Source organism: Nocardia fusca NBRC 14340 (assembly GCF_001618425.1).
In the GTDB taxonomy this organism is placed as follows: domain Bacteria; phylum Actinomycetota; class Actinomycetes; order Mycobacteriales; family Mycobacteriaceae; genus Nocardia; species Nocardia fusca.
Map to the genome: position 1 here is coordinate 1 of NZ_BDCU01000024.1, position 15577 is coordinate 15577.

At 67.8% G+C, this 15577-nt stretch carries 14 protein-coding genes and 1 riboswitch; of the genes, 5 read left to right on the plus strand and 9 right to left on the minus strand.

Going from position 1 to position 15577, the window contains the following annotated elements; translation table 11 throughout:
* Positions 1-375: 375 nt before the first annotated feature.
* The 6 genes from NF4_RS15030 to NF4_RS15055 form a co-directional block, all read right to left on the minus strand.
* Complete coding sequence (locus NF4_RS15030; RefSeq protein ID WP_063127967.1) at positions 376-1278, minus strand: STM4011 family radical SAM protein; 903 nt, start codon at positions 1276-1278, stop codon at positions 376-378.
* Positions 1279-1284: 6 nt separating this feature from the next.
* Complete coding sequence (locus tag NF4_RS15035; protein ID WP_063127968.1) at positions 1285-2625, minus strand: STM4012 family radical SAM protein; 1341 nt, start codon at positions 2623-2625, stop codon at positions 1285-1287.
* Positions 2622-3464, minus strand: a complete 843-nt coding sequence (locus NF4_RS15040) for an STM4013/SEN3800 family hydrolase (protein WP_063127969.1) — start codon at positions 3462-3464, stop codon at positions 2622-2624. The genes NF4_RS15035 and NF4_RS15040 overlap by 4 nt, the downstream gene beginning before the upstream one ends.
* A 1-nt stretch (position 3465) precedes the next feature.
* Complete coding sequence (locus tag NF4_RS15045) at positions 3466-4611, minus strand: STM4014 family protein (RefSeq protein ID WP_063127970.1); 1146 nt, start codon at positions 4609-4611, stop codon at positions 3466-3468.
* The gene (locus NF4_RS15050) at positions 4608-5591 is read right to left on the minus strand and encodes an STM4015 family protein (RefSeq protein WP_063127971.1); all 984 of its coding nucleotides are present in this window, start codon (positions 5589-5591) and stop codon (positions 4608-4610) included. Before NF4_RS15050 ends, NF4_RS15045 begins: the two co-directional genes overlap by 4 nt.
* A gap of 88 nt (positions 5592-5679) precedes the next feature.
* Positions 5680-6648, minus strand: coding sequence for an STM4015 family protein (locus NF4_RS15055; RefSeq protein WP_063127972.1), 969 nt, complete (start codon positions 6646-6648; stop codon positions 5680-5682).
* Between the two features lie 169 nt (positions 6649-6817).
* On the opposite strand from NF4_RS15055, the gene NF4_RS15060 reads away from it, so the two are divergent.
* The 3 genes from NF4_RS15060 (at position 6818) to NF4_RS15070 (ending at position 8599) form a co-directional block, all read left to right on the plus strand.
* Positions 6818-7144, plus strand: coding sequence for a DUF8820 family protein (locus NF4_RS15060; protein WP_063127973.1), 327 nt, complete (start codon positions 6818-6820; stop codon positions 7142-7144).
* Positions 7145-7189: 45 nt separating this feature from the next.
* Positions 7190-8245: a DUF6745 domain-containing protein gene (locus NF4_RS15065; RefSeq protein ID WP_063127974.1), complete on the plus strand. Its 1056-nt coding sequence runs from the start codon at positions 7190-7192 to the stop codon at positions 8243-8245.
* 108 nt (positions 8246-8353) lie between these two features.
* Positions 8354-8599 carry a DUF3017 domain-containing protein gene (locus NF4_RS15070; protein WP_083872253.1) on the plus strand — a complete coding sequence of 82 codons (246 nt, stop codon included), beginning with the start codon at positions 8354-8356 and terminating at the stop codon, positions 8597-8599.
* 24 nt (positions 8600-8623) lie between these two features.
* Here NF4_RS15070 and metX read toward each other — a convergent pair whose 3' ends face one another.
* Positions 8624-9769 carry a homoserine O-acetyltransferase MetX gene (gene metX / locus NF4_RS15075; RefSeq protein WP_084533137.1) on the minus strand — a complete coding sequence of 382 codons (1146 nt, stop codon included), beginning with the start codon at positions 9767-9769 and terminating at the stop codon, positions 8624-8626.
* Positions 9770-10020: 251 nt separating this feature from the next.
* Positions 10021-10131: riboswitch (SAM riboswitch) on the minus strand.
* Positions 10132-10406: 275 nt separating this feature from the next.
* On the opposite strand from metX, the gene NF4_RS15080 reads away from it, so the two are divergent.
* A complete protein-coding gene (locus NF4_RS15080) occupies positions 10407-11624 on the plus strand; it encodes an NADP-dependent isocitrate dehydrogenase (RefSeq protein WP_063127975.1) in 1218 nt (405 codons plus the stop codon).
* Between the two features lie 340 nt (positions 11625-11964).
* Here the strand turns inward: NF4_RS15080 and NF4_RS15085 are convergent, their stop codons facing one another.
* Entirely contained in the window at positions 11965-12237 is a 273-nt protein-coding gene (locus NF4_RS15085) for a hypothetical protein (RefSeq protein WP_063127976.1), read from the minus strand.
* Positions 12238-12272: 35 nt separating this feature from the next.
* The gene (locus tag NF4_RS15090; RefSeq protein WP_198165341.1) at positions 12273-13421 is read right to left on the minus strand and encodes a hypothetical protein; all 1149 of its coding nucleotides are present in this window, start codon (positions 13419-13421) and stop codon (positions 12273-12275) included.
* 636 nt (positions 13422-14057) lie between these two features.
* Between NF4_RS15090 and NF4_RS15095 the strand changes: the two genes are divergently transcribed.
* Complete coding sequence (locus NF4_RS15095) at positions 14058-15305, plus strand: acyl-CoA dehydrogenase family protein (RefSeq protein ID WP_063127978.1); 1248 nt, start codon at positions 14058-14060, stop codon at positions 15303-15305.
* Positions 15306-15577: the final 272 nt, after the last annotated feature.

Sequence of the window (15577 nt, forward strand, 5' to 3'; positions counted from 1 at the left end):
ACCAGGGAGGTACACCATCCGGAAAAGGCAGAAGGTGCATGCTGTCGTGCGCCTCGACCGGCCTGGGGAGGCTCACATCACTGTCAGTGCTCAATGGCCGCCGATCTATGAACGGGTCAACCGCACGCGCTCAGTCGCTGCGCTCCTTCGCTCCGTCGGTCCGGAATCGGGGGCGGGCCCCGACCCGGGAGGTGGACCATCCGGAGCAGACGGAAGGTGTGTGCGGATCTGCGCCTTGACCAGCCTGGGTAGGTTCACGGCACTGTAAGTGCTCAATGGTCGCCGGTCTATGGACGGCCAACCGCACGCGCTCCAGAACCGAGGCGGGCCCGGCTGCGGACGCCGACCGTCCGGAGAATGTGTTCTCGAGCGGATTCACGTGCCGGAAGCGATGGGAAATTTCGGCAGAGGCAGAGCCACTGGCTCGTGCCGGATGCCGGGCGCCGGGATGCGTTCGAGGACCCCGCCCGCGAAGACGTCGTAGAGCGGCAGCGTTTCCAGGTGGACGTAGCCGATATGACAGTCGCAGAGCGTGCGCGGGCACGGCCGCGGTCGCAGAGCTTCGCGGTAGGAGCCGTCGTAGAGGTTGCCCAGCGGCTCCTTCACGAAATGACAGCGGTGCACGGTGCCGTCGCCGTCGACCGAGAGGACCGAGGCCCCGGTCCGGCAGGCCCGGCCCAGGGAATGGTGCGGGTCGCGGCTGAAGGGGAACAGGGGGTCGACCGCAGTCCAGTCGGCGGCCTCGGCATCGGTGTAGGAGTGGTCTTCGGCCGCGTTGATCCACAGATAGATGTGCTCGGGGAGGTCGGCGCGCAGTCGGCGCGCGTGCTCCAGGTGGCCGGGCAGACCCACCACCCCGACGCTGAACCGGATACCGGCCGCGGCGAGATCCCGGGTCTTACCGAGGAAGCGCTGGTAGGGCGTTTGTCCGGGGTGATAGGTGCACCACAGTGCGACGGTGTCGCGGTCGGCCTCGCCGAGCCACTCGGTGCGGCAACTCAGATTGGTCTGGATGGCGACCCGGCCGACCCCCGGCGCCCGGGACAGTTCGACCAGCGCCCGGCGGTACCAGGACCGGACCAGGCCCTCGCCCCACGGGGTGAACAGTACCGAGATCCGGTCGTCGCGCTGCTCGTGCACCCAGGCGGTGAACCGGTCGAGCGCCGCGCGGTCGGCGCGTAACTGGTCACGACTGTCCCGGCGCTTCGCGAACGGGCAGTAGGGGCAGTCGTAATCGCAGGAGGCCAGGGGACCGCGGTAGAGCAGAGTGAGGTCCACCGCCGGTCACCGAAGTTCGTATTCGGCCATGGCCGCGCGGACAGCGGTGGAGAAGAACTCGGGGCCGATCGCGTCGGAGTAGGCCAGGCCCTCGGGAGACAGCCGCAACCGCGCGGGACCGGTATCGGCCAGCCAGCCGCGTTCGGCGAGCCGCGCCAGTTCCACCGGGAAATCGGTGTGCGGTTCGGTGCCGAAACGAGCCCGGTAGTCCGCGACCGGCAGGCCGTCGGCCTGCAGGATCGACTGGAGCAGATGGCGGCGCCGGGCCTCGCCCGCATCGATCGCCCGGCCGACGACGGCCCGGTCGAAATCCGTGGTGGCGGTGTAGCTGTCGATGATCGCCCGGACTTCCTGCGCCGAGACCGCGTAGTCGAACGAGTAGTGCAGGTTCCGGGTGTAGGAGCGGGCTCCGCAGCCCAGGCCGATCATGCCGTCTGTCTGGCAGGAGTAGTCGTCGGGGCCCGGCGCGGGCGCGTCGATTCGGCGGAACATGCGCATGGACCGTTGTTCGTAACCTTGAGTGAGCAGATGATCCCGGCCCTCCCGGTACAACCGCAGGCGCTGCTCGTCCCACGCCAGGTCCGCGGCGGCGCGGTCGCGGCGGGACAGACCGGTGAGCGGGCGCACGTACAGCGGGTACAGGTAGATCTCCTCGGGCTGCCAGGCCAGCGCCGCGTCCAGCGAGTACCGCCAGCTCGCCGGAGTCTGACCGTCGATCCCGTAGATCAGATCGATATTGAGTACGTCGACAGCGGTGTCACGGATCCGGGCGAGCGCGGTTTCCACATCGGCGCGCCGCTGTGGCCGGACGGCCGCGCGGGACTCGTTCTCGTCGAAACTCTGGACGCCGAGACTGATCCGGGTCGCGCCGCGTCCGGCGAGCACCGCGAGCCGGTCGGCGGTGGCGGTGGCGGGGGAGGTCTCGACCGAGAACCCGATAGCGCCCAGGTCGGCGCCCATGACGCACTCGGCGATATCGCAGAGCCGGATCAGTTCGCCGGCCTCCAGAAAAGTGGGTGTACCACCGCCGAACGCCGCATTGGCGAAGCGCGGGCTGTGCTCGGTCCCGAGGCACGCGCGCACGGTTTCGGCCTGGCGGGTGAGGGCGTCGAGGTAGCGGGTGGTGAGGTCACCGGGGGCGCCGACCCGCGTGAACAGATTGCAGAAGCCGCAACGTATCTCGCAGAACGGGATGTGCAGGTACAGCGAGAGCGGATCGCGGGGCTCACCCGCCCACACCTCGTGCAGGGTGGGGCGCGGTGCCAGCGGGCGGTAGGCCGTCTTGTGCGGATAGGCGTAGACGTAACTCTGGTAGGGCCGCGGTAATCGGGTGAGGGTACTGGTCATGCGGGGGCCTCGGAACGGTCGTACGCGGGCCCGCGAGGGTCCGCTTCCAGGAAGAAATGGGCGTAGGGAACGGTCCACACGGATGCGTGCCCGAGCCGGTGCCCGATGTATCCGTCCTCGCCGTAGGCGGTCCCGTGATCGGAGCAGACGACCGCGAAACAGCGCCCGCGGGTGCGCAGGGCGTCGAACAGGGGCGGGATATGGCGATCCACGTAGCGCAGCGCCGCGGCATGCGTTTCCCGGGTGTCGCCGGCCTCCCGGGTGGCGCCGGGCAGATGGAACCAGTTGGGCTGGTGCAGGGCCGAGACATTGAGGAAGAGGAACAGGCGCCGGTCCGCGGGCGTTTCGGCGATCACCCGGCGCGCGCATTCCACCTGCGCTTCGAACGAGGTCGGCGCGGCGACGGAGAAGCCCGGCTCCCAGTAGCTCTCGGCGAAGAGCCCGGGAAGGGTGCTGCCCAGCGCGCCCTGTTTGTTGAAGAAACCCACACCGCCTACGCACACCGTGCGATAGCCGAGCGCGGTCAGCGCGGTGGGCAGATCGGGCTCGTCGAACACGAAGGTTCCGGGGGCGGTCGTCTCGCTGCCGGCGAATCGAGCGGCGAACAGACGGGGATGCGGACCGGGTGTGGCGGGAGTGGGCAGGAATCCGGCGAATATGGCCTGATGCGACGCATAGGTGAAATTGCCCGGCGCGTGGCGTTCTTCCCATGCACCGCCCGGCAGCGCCGCGGCGAGATTCGGCAGCCGGCCGGCCGCGGTCTCCGCCACCGCCACGTCGTAGCGCAGGGTGTCGAGGGTGAGCAGGAGCAGATCGTCCCGGCCGACCACCTCGTTCATATCAGGCCGGTACATGCTCGTCCTCCGGTGCGAATGCGGTGCGCACCGCACCGTACCAGCGCGGGGCCGCCGCGATCTGGGCCGCGTAGGTGTCCATCCCCACCGCGGGCGAACCGGGTAGACCGGTGACCCGGGGCAGCAGATCGCCGAACGCGTTCACCTCGCCGACCACGAATTCCCGCCAGTGCGTGGTGGGCAGCAGATCCACTCCGACGCAAAGGGTACGCGGAAAACACGCGGCCGCCCGCTCCGCCAGTTCGAGCGCCCGCGGCCAGTGTTCGCCGGCCGCGGCACGCACCGCGTCCGGATCGCCGCGTTCACCGCCGAGGTGCAGGTTGGTGATGGGCACCGCCGAACGCCGCGCGACCAGATGTGTCGCCCGCCCGGCCACGACCAGGATCCGCAGATCACACGACCTGCCCTGCAGCGCGGACTTCGGTATCCACTGTTCGATGTGCAGGCCGTCGGGGGCGAGCCGGTCCACGATCGCGGCTATTTCGGCTTCGGCGTGGTAGCGGCGCACGCGCAACGAATTGTGCAGGGCGCCGGAGGGGCCGACCTCGACCGAGGTCGTGGCGCGGAGCCGCCCCGAGGAGTGTGTTTCCAGGGCGAGCACCCCGGAGGCCGACGAGCCGTGCGCGATCTTCACGAACACGCGCGCCAGGCCGGCCGCCCGCATCCGTGCCCGCAGGTCACCCCAATCACCTACCGGTGTGCCGGGGCCCGAGGTGGGCGAGGCCGGCACGGGCACTCCCGCGGCGGCCAGCCGCGCGTGGCACAGTCGTTTGTCGAAGAGCACGCCCAGTTCCACGGGATCGTCGAGCCGGCAGCCGCCGCGCAGCGACGCGACCGCCGCCGCGAAACCGGCGTACCAGCGTCCGGTCCCCTCCACCCGGGTCGGATCGGTGACCCCCCGCAGGACGCGATCCACCTCGGCGTGTTCGCCGGGTGAATCCAGTCGCACCAGTTCGTCGTCGGTGAATCCGTGCCCGCCCGCGCGCAGTACATCGAGCCACTCCACCACGCGCGGTGCGGGCAGCCCGGCCGCCACCACTGCCGCCCGGAACGACCGGACCCGCCGGTTCTCCCCGTTACCGACCACCACCCAGCGGTACGCGCCGGAGCGCGCCGGTGACGCGGAAATCATTCGCCGACGGAGACGTAGCGCCACACTTCGCCGTTGTGCGAGTAGGTCTCGGCGCCCCCCGGATCCAGATCGAGTTCGACCTTCGGGGGCAGAGCGTCGCGCAGCCGGTCGCGGATCTCCTCGCTGAGATAGTTGTGGTGCAGGTCCAGCCGTTCCAGGTGGGTGAGGGGCTGTCCGCCGAGCAGGGCGGCCGCGCCGGCATCGGTGAGGATCCCCAGCGACAGATCCAGGCTCTCCAGCCTCGCCACCACCGGTGCGGCGGCCAGTGCGGTGCAGATATCGTCCTGGATCTCGCTGTTGCGCAGGCCCAGATGGCGCAGCGCGGGCAGCCGGTCGCCCGCCAGGATCGGTGCCAGGTCGGCGACCTCGGCATCGCCGTGGTAGTTGGGCGTGCCCAGCCACAGTTCCAGATGGGTGAGCGCCGGGAAGTCACTTGCCGCCACCCCGCGTACCACTGTCGCGGGCAGACCGCCGGTCTGGATCGTGAGCTTCTCCAGCCGCTCGTGCCGGAGGACAGGAAAAACCAGCTGTTGCGAACCCCGGACCACGAATTCCGTGAGTTCAGGGAACGCGTCCAGCAGATCGGTGACGCGCCCCTGGCAGATCCAGGAGATCTCGTTTTCCTCCTGGGTGATATCGCCGATGAACAGCGCGCGCAATTCCGGGAACCACTCGCGGGCGGCCACCAGGCAATCCAGCACTGCGTCTACCGGTTCGGCGCTGTCCTCTTCGATATCCACCCAAGACGCGACCACGAATGCGCGGACCCGAGTGGTGTCCACGAGTTCGACGAAGCGGTCGAACAGATCCGTCCAGGATGCCTCCGAATCCCAGCCGATCCGGCCCACCCGCCACGCCACCGATTCCACCGCGGGGTGGTCGAAGCTCGTGGCGTCCACGTGCTCCGGTGCCGCGAGATTCTCGGGGAAGTCGAATACCGGCAGACCGCCGAATTCGGACAGGTGGTCGTCGTTGATCATCGAGTGTGCCTTTCCGCGACCGGGTCGTCCCCGGGTGTCGCGATCGTTCTACCAAGACCGGCCGACAGCCGCAGGCCGGGTGCGCCGGTCACTCGCCGCAGGAGACGAAGCGCCACACCGATCCGTCGTCCTCGACATCGTTCTCGGCGTCGTCGGAGTCCAGGTCCAGGTCCACTCCCGCCGGTTCCAGCGTTTCCCGCAGCCGGTCGCTGATCTCCGCGCTGAGGTAGTTGTAGTGCAGGTCGAGGCGTCTCAGGTGCGTGAGCGGCTGCCCCCCGAGCAGGGCCGCAGCCCCCGCGTCGGTGAGCACACCCATCGACAGGTCCAGGGTTTCGAGGCGGGCCACCACCGGTGCCGCGGCCAGCGCGGCACACAGCTCGTCCTGGATCTCGCTGTTGCGCAGGCCCAGATGGCGCAGCGCGGGCAGCCGATCGCCCGCCAGGATCGGCGCCAGATCGGCGACTTCCCCGTCGCCGCCGTATTCGCTGGTCCCCAGCCAGAGGTCCAGGGTGGTCAGGGCCGGGAGGTCACTCGCGGCGACGCCGCGCAGCACGTCCCGCGGCGTCCCGCCCGACTGGATCGTGAGCGTTTCCAGGTGACGATGGGTGGTGGGCGGGAATACGAGGCCCTCACTGCCACGGATGCCGAGTTCCCGCAGGGCGGGGTAGGCGCGCAGCAGTTCGGCGGCGGGGCCGGGGCGGATCCAGGAGATCTCGTTCTCCTCCCAGGTGATGTCGCCGTGGAAGAGAGCCCGCAGCCGCGGCAGCCGGCCCGCCGCCGCGACCACCGCCTCGATCACCGGCTCGCCTCCCGTCTGCGGATGCGCGGCCTCGGTGATCCAGTTGCCGATGATCAGCGCGCGGACTCGGGTGCTGTCCACGGTGTCCAGGAACGATGCGAACACGTCGGCCCAACTGTGTTTGCTCAGCCAGGAATCCACGCTGATCCGCCAGGCGACGGCGTCCACCGCGGGGAGGTCGGGCGGGTTCTCCGCCGAGTGCGGGAAATCGAAGGCGGGCAGTCCGCCGAGTTCCGCGAGATGCTTTCCGATTGCCATGACGCCCTCTCGGCCGTGTTGATAACGAGAAGGTTCTACCAGCGTTCGGTGACCTGTGGGCGACAGCGCCGGCCCGGGCGCTCGGGGCGGCGGGTGCGCCGAACCTGTCGGTCGGCGGCGCTATGGTCCCGGCATCACGGCGCGAGATTGCCGTCACGGGAGGAATTACATGTATCGCCAGGGAGACGTCCTTATCGTTCCGGTCGCCGAGGGCGCGGTATCCGACGCCGCGGCCACGTGGCAGCCGGCCCGCCGGGACGCCCGGGGTCGGATGGTGCTGGCGCTCGGCGAGGTGACCGGTCACGCGCACGCCATCGCCGCCCCCGGCACGCTGTTCCCCGACCCGCATCGCTCGGACAGCATGGTTCTGCACCTGCCCGAGGGCGCCCGTCTGGTGCACGAGGAGCATTCCGCGATCACGTTGCCGAAGGGCTGGTACCGCGTGGTGCGCCAGCGCGAATACGTACCGGGGTCGGTGCGCATCGTCGCGGATTGATTCCGGCCGCCGAAACCACAGCACGAGAACAGAATCGAGACAACTGTGACCGAATACGCCGAGTGGCGGGCGCTTTCCGCCGTGACCGGCCCGGGGGATCGGGCAGCCGCCGAACGAGGGGTGCGGCTTGCCTACGAACGGGCCGGTCTGCGCGCACCCGAGCGGATCCGGTGGGCCCGATCCCCCTGGGAGGCGGTGCGCATGCTGTCGGAGGAGGTCTTGCCGGGGGAGGCGGGCGCCTCGGTCCGGGAGCGAGTACGCAGTGCTCCCTGGGCCGCCGAACGCGACCGGTTGCACACCGAACTGGGTGCCCGCGAATTCGCCCGGCACTGGCAGGCCACCGGCGCGGGGCTGTGGGATCTCACCGAACCTGTCGTGAGCCGCATCCGAGACGGTGTGGTCGCCGCGATATCCCCCGAATCGTCGGCATCCGCCGGGGAGCCGGGAGCCACCCGGCCGGCGGGACAGGAAGAACTGCGGGCCCGGCTGTTGCTACTGGACGCGGTGCTGGGGCAGCACGACGCGGCCTGGTTGTGCGCCTTCGACACCGGTGCCGGTACCCCGTTGGAAGGGCTGGCCGCGGTGGCGCGCGAGGCCGGCTGGTGGTGGCCGTACGAGAACCTCGCGGTCATCAGTGAACGGCCCACCGCGCTGTATCGCGACGAGGCCGGCCGGCTGGACCGCGGCGACGGGCCGGCGGTGGGTTACTCCGACGATTTCGCCCTGTACGCCTGGCGGGGGATGCCGGTACCCGGCGAATTCATCGCCGGACTCGCCTCGCTCACCGCCGACCGCATCCGCGGCGAGGAGAACGCGGAGCTGCGCCGGGTGATGCTCGAGTTCTACGGGTACGACCGGTACCTGTCGGAATCGGGTGCCGAACCCGTCCAACGCGACGAGACCGGGATCCTGTGGCGGATCCCGCTGACCGGCGACGAGGACGTCGTCATGGTCGAGGTGGTCAATTCGACGCCCGAACCGGACGGCACCAGCCGCACCTATTGGCTCCGGGTGCCCCCGGCGACCCGCACTGCCCGCGAGGGCGTCGCGTGGACATTCGGCGTATCCGAGGCGGACTACGAACCGCTCGTGCAGACCTGATCGGCCGGATCTGGAACAATCGCCCCCGTGACCGACGCCGCGACCCCGACCCACGACGATCCCGGCACCGGCAGCCGATGGGCCGGTTTCCTGCGCTGCCATCTGCCGATGGTCGTGGTGGCGGTGGTCGTGCTGATCGCCGTGGTGTTCGTCGCGCAGGATCGCTGGCGCCGTGGCGCCTTCTTCTTCGGTGGCGCGACCCTCATCGCGGCCGCGTTCCGGCTGTGCCTGCCGACCGCCCGGGTCGGCTTGCTCGCGGTGCGCGGCAAACCGTTCGATGTGGGCGCGCTGACCCTGCTGGGCGGCGCCGTGGTCTTCCTCGCCGCGACCATCAACACCCTCGGCGTGGGCTGATCGGGCCGGAGGCGCCGCCGGCGCTCAGCGTCCGGCGCGGGCCAGGTTCATCGTCTGGACCAGCAGTTTGCCGATGGCCGCCGCCTCGGTGAGGAAGGCATCGTGGCCGTCCCGCGAGGAGATCACCTCGAAATGCCGGCAGCCGGCCAGCCCATCGGCCAGTTCCTGCTGGGTGTGCAGCGGGTACAGCCGGTCGGAATCGATACCGCCCACGATGCACGGCACCTCGGAGGCGGCCATCGCCGCCGCGATCCCGCCGCGGCCGCGGCCGATATCGTGCCGGTTCATCGCCTCGCTCAGCAGCACATAGGTCGCCGGGTCGAACCGCCGGCCCAGTTTCTCGGCCTGGTACTCGAGATAGCTCTGCACCGCGTACCGGCCGCCGTCCCAGGGATCCTCGCCCTCCTGCGGGCTGTTGGCGAACCGGCTGTCGAGTTCGACCTCGGTGCGGTAGGTGAGGTGTGCGATCCGGCGCGCGATACCCATCCCGGCTATCGGCGCGCGCCCGGTGCCGTGGTAGTCGCCGCCCTGCCAGTCCGGGTCGCTGGTGATCGCCGCGATCTGGGTGCTCTGGGTGCCGATCTGGTCGGCGGTGGCCCGCGCGCCCACCGCGAGGACCAGTGCGGCGGCCAGGCGCTGCGGCGCGAGCAGCATCCATTCGAGGACGCGCATCCCGCCCATCGAACCGCCGATCGCCGCGGCCAGCCGGGGCGCACCGAGCAGGTCGAACAACTTCAGTTCGGCCGCGACCTGGTCGCGGATGGAGATCTGCGGGAATCGCGAACCCCATGGTGCGCCGTCCGGTGCGAGCGAGGCCGGGCCGGTGCTGCCCTGGCAGCCGCCGAGGACATTGGTCGCCACGACGCACCACTCGTCGGTGTCGAGCGGTGCCCCCGGCCCGACCATCCCGTTCCACCATCCGGCCTGCGGATGGTCGTCGTCCGGGTCACCCGAGACGTGGGAGTCACCGGTCAGCGCGTGCTCGATCAGGACGATGTTGTCCAGGGCCGGGGACAGTTCCCCCCAGCGCTGCACGGCCAGCCGGACCCGCGGCAGCCGGGCGCCGTTCTCGAGAGTGAGTTCGCCGATGTCGACGTATCCGAGGGTGCCGTCGGACGGCGGTAACTGGGCCACCGGCCGAGCGGTGGTCGATTCGGTGCCCACCTTCACGCGAGGAATTCCGCTGAACCGGCGAACGGTACTGATGCCCGGAGCGTATGAATCGCCGCTGTGGCTGCGGCTGTGCGGGCGCGGAGGCCGCCGGACGCGACCGCCCGTCGCCGGCGGACAGCTCCGGCAGCGGTCGCACCACGAATACTGTGATCGCTCATATCGTGCTCCAGAAAATGGGGGATTTCTCGTCGAGTCGTGAGAACGTCGCGGTCAACGCGACCAGCACCGGCACAAATCGACGACCTCCTGACGTGCGCTTGCTCCCGGCTCCCGGGAGCCAGGTCATCACCCGGAGCACCCCACCGCAGCAGGAGGGTTGCCGGCCAGCGAGCCGGGGCTTGGTGCTGACACTCATGACCTGCCGAATATGGTAGCCGGGCGCCGATACGGATCGAAATCGGCATACGCGCCCACCAGGTAATCTTGTGGCGTGTCTCACCCATGTGAGATCTCACGACCGGGGCTGGCTGCACCGTGAGACCGCCACAAGCAGTACGCTCGTCTTGGTTACACCAGACGTCTCGTGGACAACGCGGGATGTATACGTTGTCTGTTGAACAGCTGGGGTCCGCTCACAAGCGTGTTCGCCTGGCCGTGCAATGAGGGCACCAGTCTTAGGAGGACACGAAGATCCATGTCCAAGATCAAGGTTGAAGGCACCGTCGTTGAACTCGACGGCGACGAGATGACCCGGATCATCTGGCAGTTCATCAAGGACAAGCTGATCCACCCGTACCTCGATGTGAACCTCGAGTACTACGACCTCGGCATCGAATACCGCGACAAAACCGACGACCAGGTCACCGTCGACGCCGCCAACGCCATCAAGCAGCACGGTGTCGGTGTCAAATGCGCGACGATCACCCCCGACGAGGCCCGCGTCGAGGAATTCGGCCTCAAGAAGATGTGGCGGTCGCCCAACGGCACCATCCGCAACATTCTCGGCGGCACCATCTTCCGCGCGCCGATCATCATCTCCAACGTTCCGCGCCTGGTACCGGGCTGGACCAAGCCGATCATCATCGGCCGTCACGCCTTCGGCGACCAGTACCGCGCCACCGACTTCAAGGTTTTCCAGGCCGGCACCGTCACTCTCACCTTCACCCCCGAGGACGGCAGCGAGCCCATCGTGCACGAGGTCGTGCAGATGCCGGAGGACGGCGGCGTCGTGATGGGTATGTACAACTTCAAGAAGTCCATCGAGGACTTCGCGCGCGCCTCGTTCAACTACGGGCTGCAGCAGAACTACCCCGTCTACATGTCGACGAAGAACACCATCCTCAAGGCCTACGACGGCATGTTCAAGGACACCTTCGAGGCGGTCTTCGAAGCCGAGTTCAAGAGCCAGTTCGAGGCGGCCGGTCTCACCTACGAGCACCGGCTGATCGACGATATGGTCGCCTCCTCCATGAAGTGGGAGGGCGGCTACGTCTGGGCCTGCAAGAACTACGACGGCGACGTCCAGTCCGATACGGTCGCGCAGGGCTTCGGGTCGCTCGGCCTGATGACCTCGGTGCTGCTGACCCCGGACGGCCGGACCTGTGAAGCCGAGGCCGCACACGGCACGGTCACCCGGCACTACCGCCAGCACCAGCAGGGCAAGCCGACCTCGACCAACCCGATCGCATCGATCTTCGCCTGGACCCGAGGCCTCGAGCACCGGGGCAAGCTGGACAACACCCCCGAGGTCATCGGTTTCGCCCAGACCCTCGAGGACGTCGTCATCAAGACCGTCGAGGGCGGGCAGATGACCAAGGACCTCGCGGCGCTGGTCGGCGGGGATCAGGGTTACCTCACCACCGAGGAGTTCCTGGCCGCGCTGGACGCCAACCTGGCCCGCGCGCTGCGCTGACAGACCGACTCCGCGGGATCGGCGAGGCGAACATCGCTCGTCGAATCCCGCGGATCGGACGGGACTGTTCCCGGCGGGTCCCGCTGTGGATGGACGGCGTCGGCTCACTTCCGGCTCGGACTGGAGTTCGGTCCCCCGACGCGGGTCGCCGGAGATACGGTGCCCGGAGCGGCTCCCGCGACCTACCGAGTGCCGACCATTCGGCCACCACTGTCGGGACGCACGCACCGACCTTGCGCGGGTGCGCGTCTGTAGGCTCCCGTTTGTGTGCCGGGGCGGTGCGGGTTCGTTCCGAGGGCTTCCCGCCGGGGGTATCTGCGGGTGTCCTGGGGGCGCTTGCTCACCCTATGCGTTTCCACACCGGATTCTTCACCACGTAGTACCGCTCGCGGGCATGCGCGAAGTGTGCGGGAACATCGGGCGTGGTGTCGATCTCCTCGCTGAGTATTCCGGTGACTTCGAACGCGCCGTACTTTTCGGTATCTGTCCATCGGGCCAGCCCATCGATGTAGACATAGGAACTGGTTCCGCAGCGCAGGACAGCGCCCGACATGGCGTTCTCCGCCATACCGTAAAGTACGACTTCTTCGTTGAGATAGTCGGCGAGATCCATTGCTTCCATTCTCTATCTGTGCCGGCTCCGGGATATCAGGACAACGTGGTTCTCGTAAAAGCAACACACATTACAGAACTATCGAAGTCATCCAGTCCGGCGAGGAAAACCTCCGGCGAACATTGATAGAATCGCATGGGGTCTGCGGCTCGGCGATCTGCGTCTGAATGTTCGGCATGATTCGCATTCCACCAGCATCCGTTCTTCTCGTCGTACCATCCGTAGTCGAATTTTATGAATCCCGGCTTTCCCTTGTAGAGGTCTCGGGACATATCTACTTGGCCGGTGTCCGCATTCGGAGCGAATCTGTCCGGATCCGGTATGTCGCCGGCCCGTCCCTGCGGGTTGCCGAATATATCGCGCACCACCTGCCCCGTCGCGTCGAGAGTCTCGATCTGGCCGGACCAGAAATGTTTACTGAATACCGTCGCGCGGACATCCGCCAGATCGCCGGAGGGCAGTGACTCAGCGATCCCGTGCAGGCCCGCCAGCTGTTCGTCCTGCCGTGCGATGCGCTCGAATTCGGTGGCGTCGATCGGTTTGCCCGCGAGAATTTCATTGAACTTGTCGGCGATGCCGGATGCTCTCTCGAACGCAAGCCGGTTGCCCTCGAACTTCGCGGTCTCACGTCTGTTCTGAAGATCGGTGATGTCGTATGACTTCATCGCATCGGACCAGTAACTTCGTGTTATCGCCTTGGCTCGGTCGAAGATTTCTTCCAAATCCGTGATCTTGTCTCGAATTCTATCCGATGCGGCGGGGTCGGCAGTCTTCAGCGCTATCCGATAACTTCTGAGTTCCCGCGCGAGACTGTTGACTGCGGCGGTATTCACCTCACCCGGCCCCAGGATCTTTTCCGCCTCCGAAGCTGCTCGGTGGGCACGAGCGTCCGCGAACGCGAGATGCAGTGGAGGTGGATCGATACCGGTGCGGCCCAACCGCACCATCGTCGCACCGATGCAACCCAGATCGAGCAGTTTCGTCTCCGACCACGACAGCGGCTGACCACGCCGGGCTTCGAACATGGCGATGTACTCCGCTTTCGAGTACGCACGTCGCCCTGCCGCCGCACCGTCCGAGGCAGGAGGGAGGGCCGCCGGCCCGCGTACGCGCGCACTGTCGCTGGTCCGCCGAGTATTCTCGGCCTCGGCCAGGCGCGGGACAGCGGCGCTGTCGGGGATCATATCGGGCACCCGCCCGACCGCACTCCCGGTCGGGCGGGTGCCCCTCTCGGAGATCTCTTCGGCGGCACGTGTCGCGGCGGCAGCGAGCCGTTCTGCGGCTTCCCGAGCCGCCCGGTTGGCAGAACTGGTCACTGAAGCCCTCCCCGGCCTCTCGTTCGCAGGGCTCGGGTCTCACGAGCCGCAAGCCGGCGGCCCGATGATCGACCGTGCCGGAAATGCGACAGAACGATCGGGCCGCCCACGGATCATACTGTCCGGCCGGATCGGAGCCCACTGCGTCGGCATTCAGTGGGAAGTCGACGGATCGCTGTCGGCGAGGGGCGATCGCCGCAAGGTGCGCGGTTACCCGGATCGTTGCGTCGGGACACCGGTGCTCGTCTGTGGGTGCGGGCCCGCCCCCATGTGCGTCGTGGTCGACGTGAGCGCCCGGGGATCTGTATCCCTCGGCGGAGTGTTCGGTCGCGCGCCTCGAATCCGGATGGGTGCCCCCTGTCGCGAGGCCCTGTGGCAGGAGGGTCTGTATTTCGGGGGTTCTCAGCGCCGCGCCCCGAGAACTGGCAGGCTGTCAACAAGGCGGCCCGTACGTGGTGCGTGGAGTGTGCCTATGTCAGTGTGCTGGAAACCGGAGGAACGACGATGTTCGAATGGTCCGAAACCGACCTGATGGTCCGCGACGCGGTGCGGACGTTCATCGATAAGGAAGTGCGACCCCACCTGGACGCACTGGACAGCGGGGAAATGCTGCCCTATCCGATCCTGCGCAAGCTGTACGCGGATTTCGGTATCGGCGCCATGGCCGAGGAGGCGCTGAACAAGCAGCTGGCGGCGAAGCAGGCGGCTGCCGACGGGACGGAGAAGCCGGCCGCGGCGGACAAGGACGGGTCCGGCGGCGGTTTCGATCAGCAGACGATGATGGCCGTGCTGACCAGCGAACTCTCCGGCGTCTGTATGGGTCTGTGCAGCTCGCTCGGGGTGAGCACCGGGCTCGGCGGCGCCACCATCCTGTCCCGGGGCACACTCGCCCAGCAGCAGCGGTGGGTGCCCGATATCGTCAGCCTCCGCAAGATCGCGTGCTGGGCCATCACCGAACCCGATTCCGGATCGGACGCGTTCGGCGGGATGAAGACCTATGTGCGACGTGACGGTGAGGACTACATCCTCAACGGTCAGAAGACATTCATCACCAACGGCCCCTTCGCCGACACCCTGGTCGTCTACGCGAAACTGGACGAGGGCGACGGCACCCCGTCCCGCGACCGCAAGGTGCTCACCTTTGTCCTCGACGCGGGAATGGAGGGGCTCACCCAAGGTAAACCCTTCAAGAAGATGGGCCTGCACGCCTCGCCCACCGGGGAGCTGTTCTTCGACAACGTCCGTCTCGGCCGCGACCGGTTGCTCGGCGAAACCGAGGAGCACCGCGGCGGCGACGGCCGGGAGAGCGCCAAATCCAGTTTCGTGGCCGAGCGGGTCGGCATCGGGTTCATGGCCCTGGGTGTGATCAACGAATGCCTGCGCCTGTGCACCGATTACGCCCGCAACCGGAAACTGTGGGGCCAGGAGATCGGCCGCTTCCAGCTCATCCAGCTCAAACTGGCGAAGATGGAGGTCGCCCGGATCAATGTGCAGAACATGGTGTTCAACATCATCGAGCGTGGGAGGGCCGGTAAACCGCTGAGCCTTTCGGAGGCCTCGGCCGTGAAGCTGTACTCGTCGGAGATCGCGACCGAGGTGGCGATGGAGGCGGTGCAGCTGTTCGGCGGTAACGGCTACATGTCGGAATACCGGGTGGAGCAGCTGGCTCGTGACGCGAAATCGCTCATGATCTACGCGGGCAGCAACGAGATCCAGGTGACCCACGTGGCGAAGGGCCTCCTCGGGAACTGAGCCCGGTGGTGAGCTGAAGTCCGGTGGTGCGCCGCTCCGCAGTCGCCTTCCGAAATCCGGAACCTCACGGACGACCGGCCCGTAATGGCGACCTGCAGCACCGCAGAAACGGTGATCGTGTCGAATTGCTTCGGCCCACCGGCGACGTCCCCACCCTGCGCATCCGGTCGTCGCTGTCCCGCCGAGCAACCATCCATCCAGCGCCGAGTCTTACGAGGCCCAGAAGGGTCGAGGCCCGTCCCGCCCTTGGCCGAAGGTGCTCAAAGGTCGCA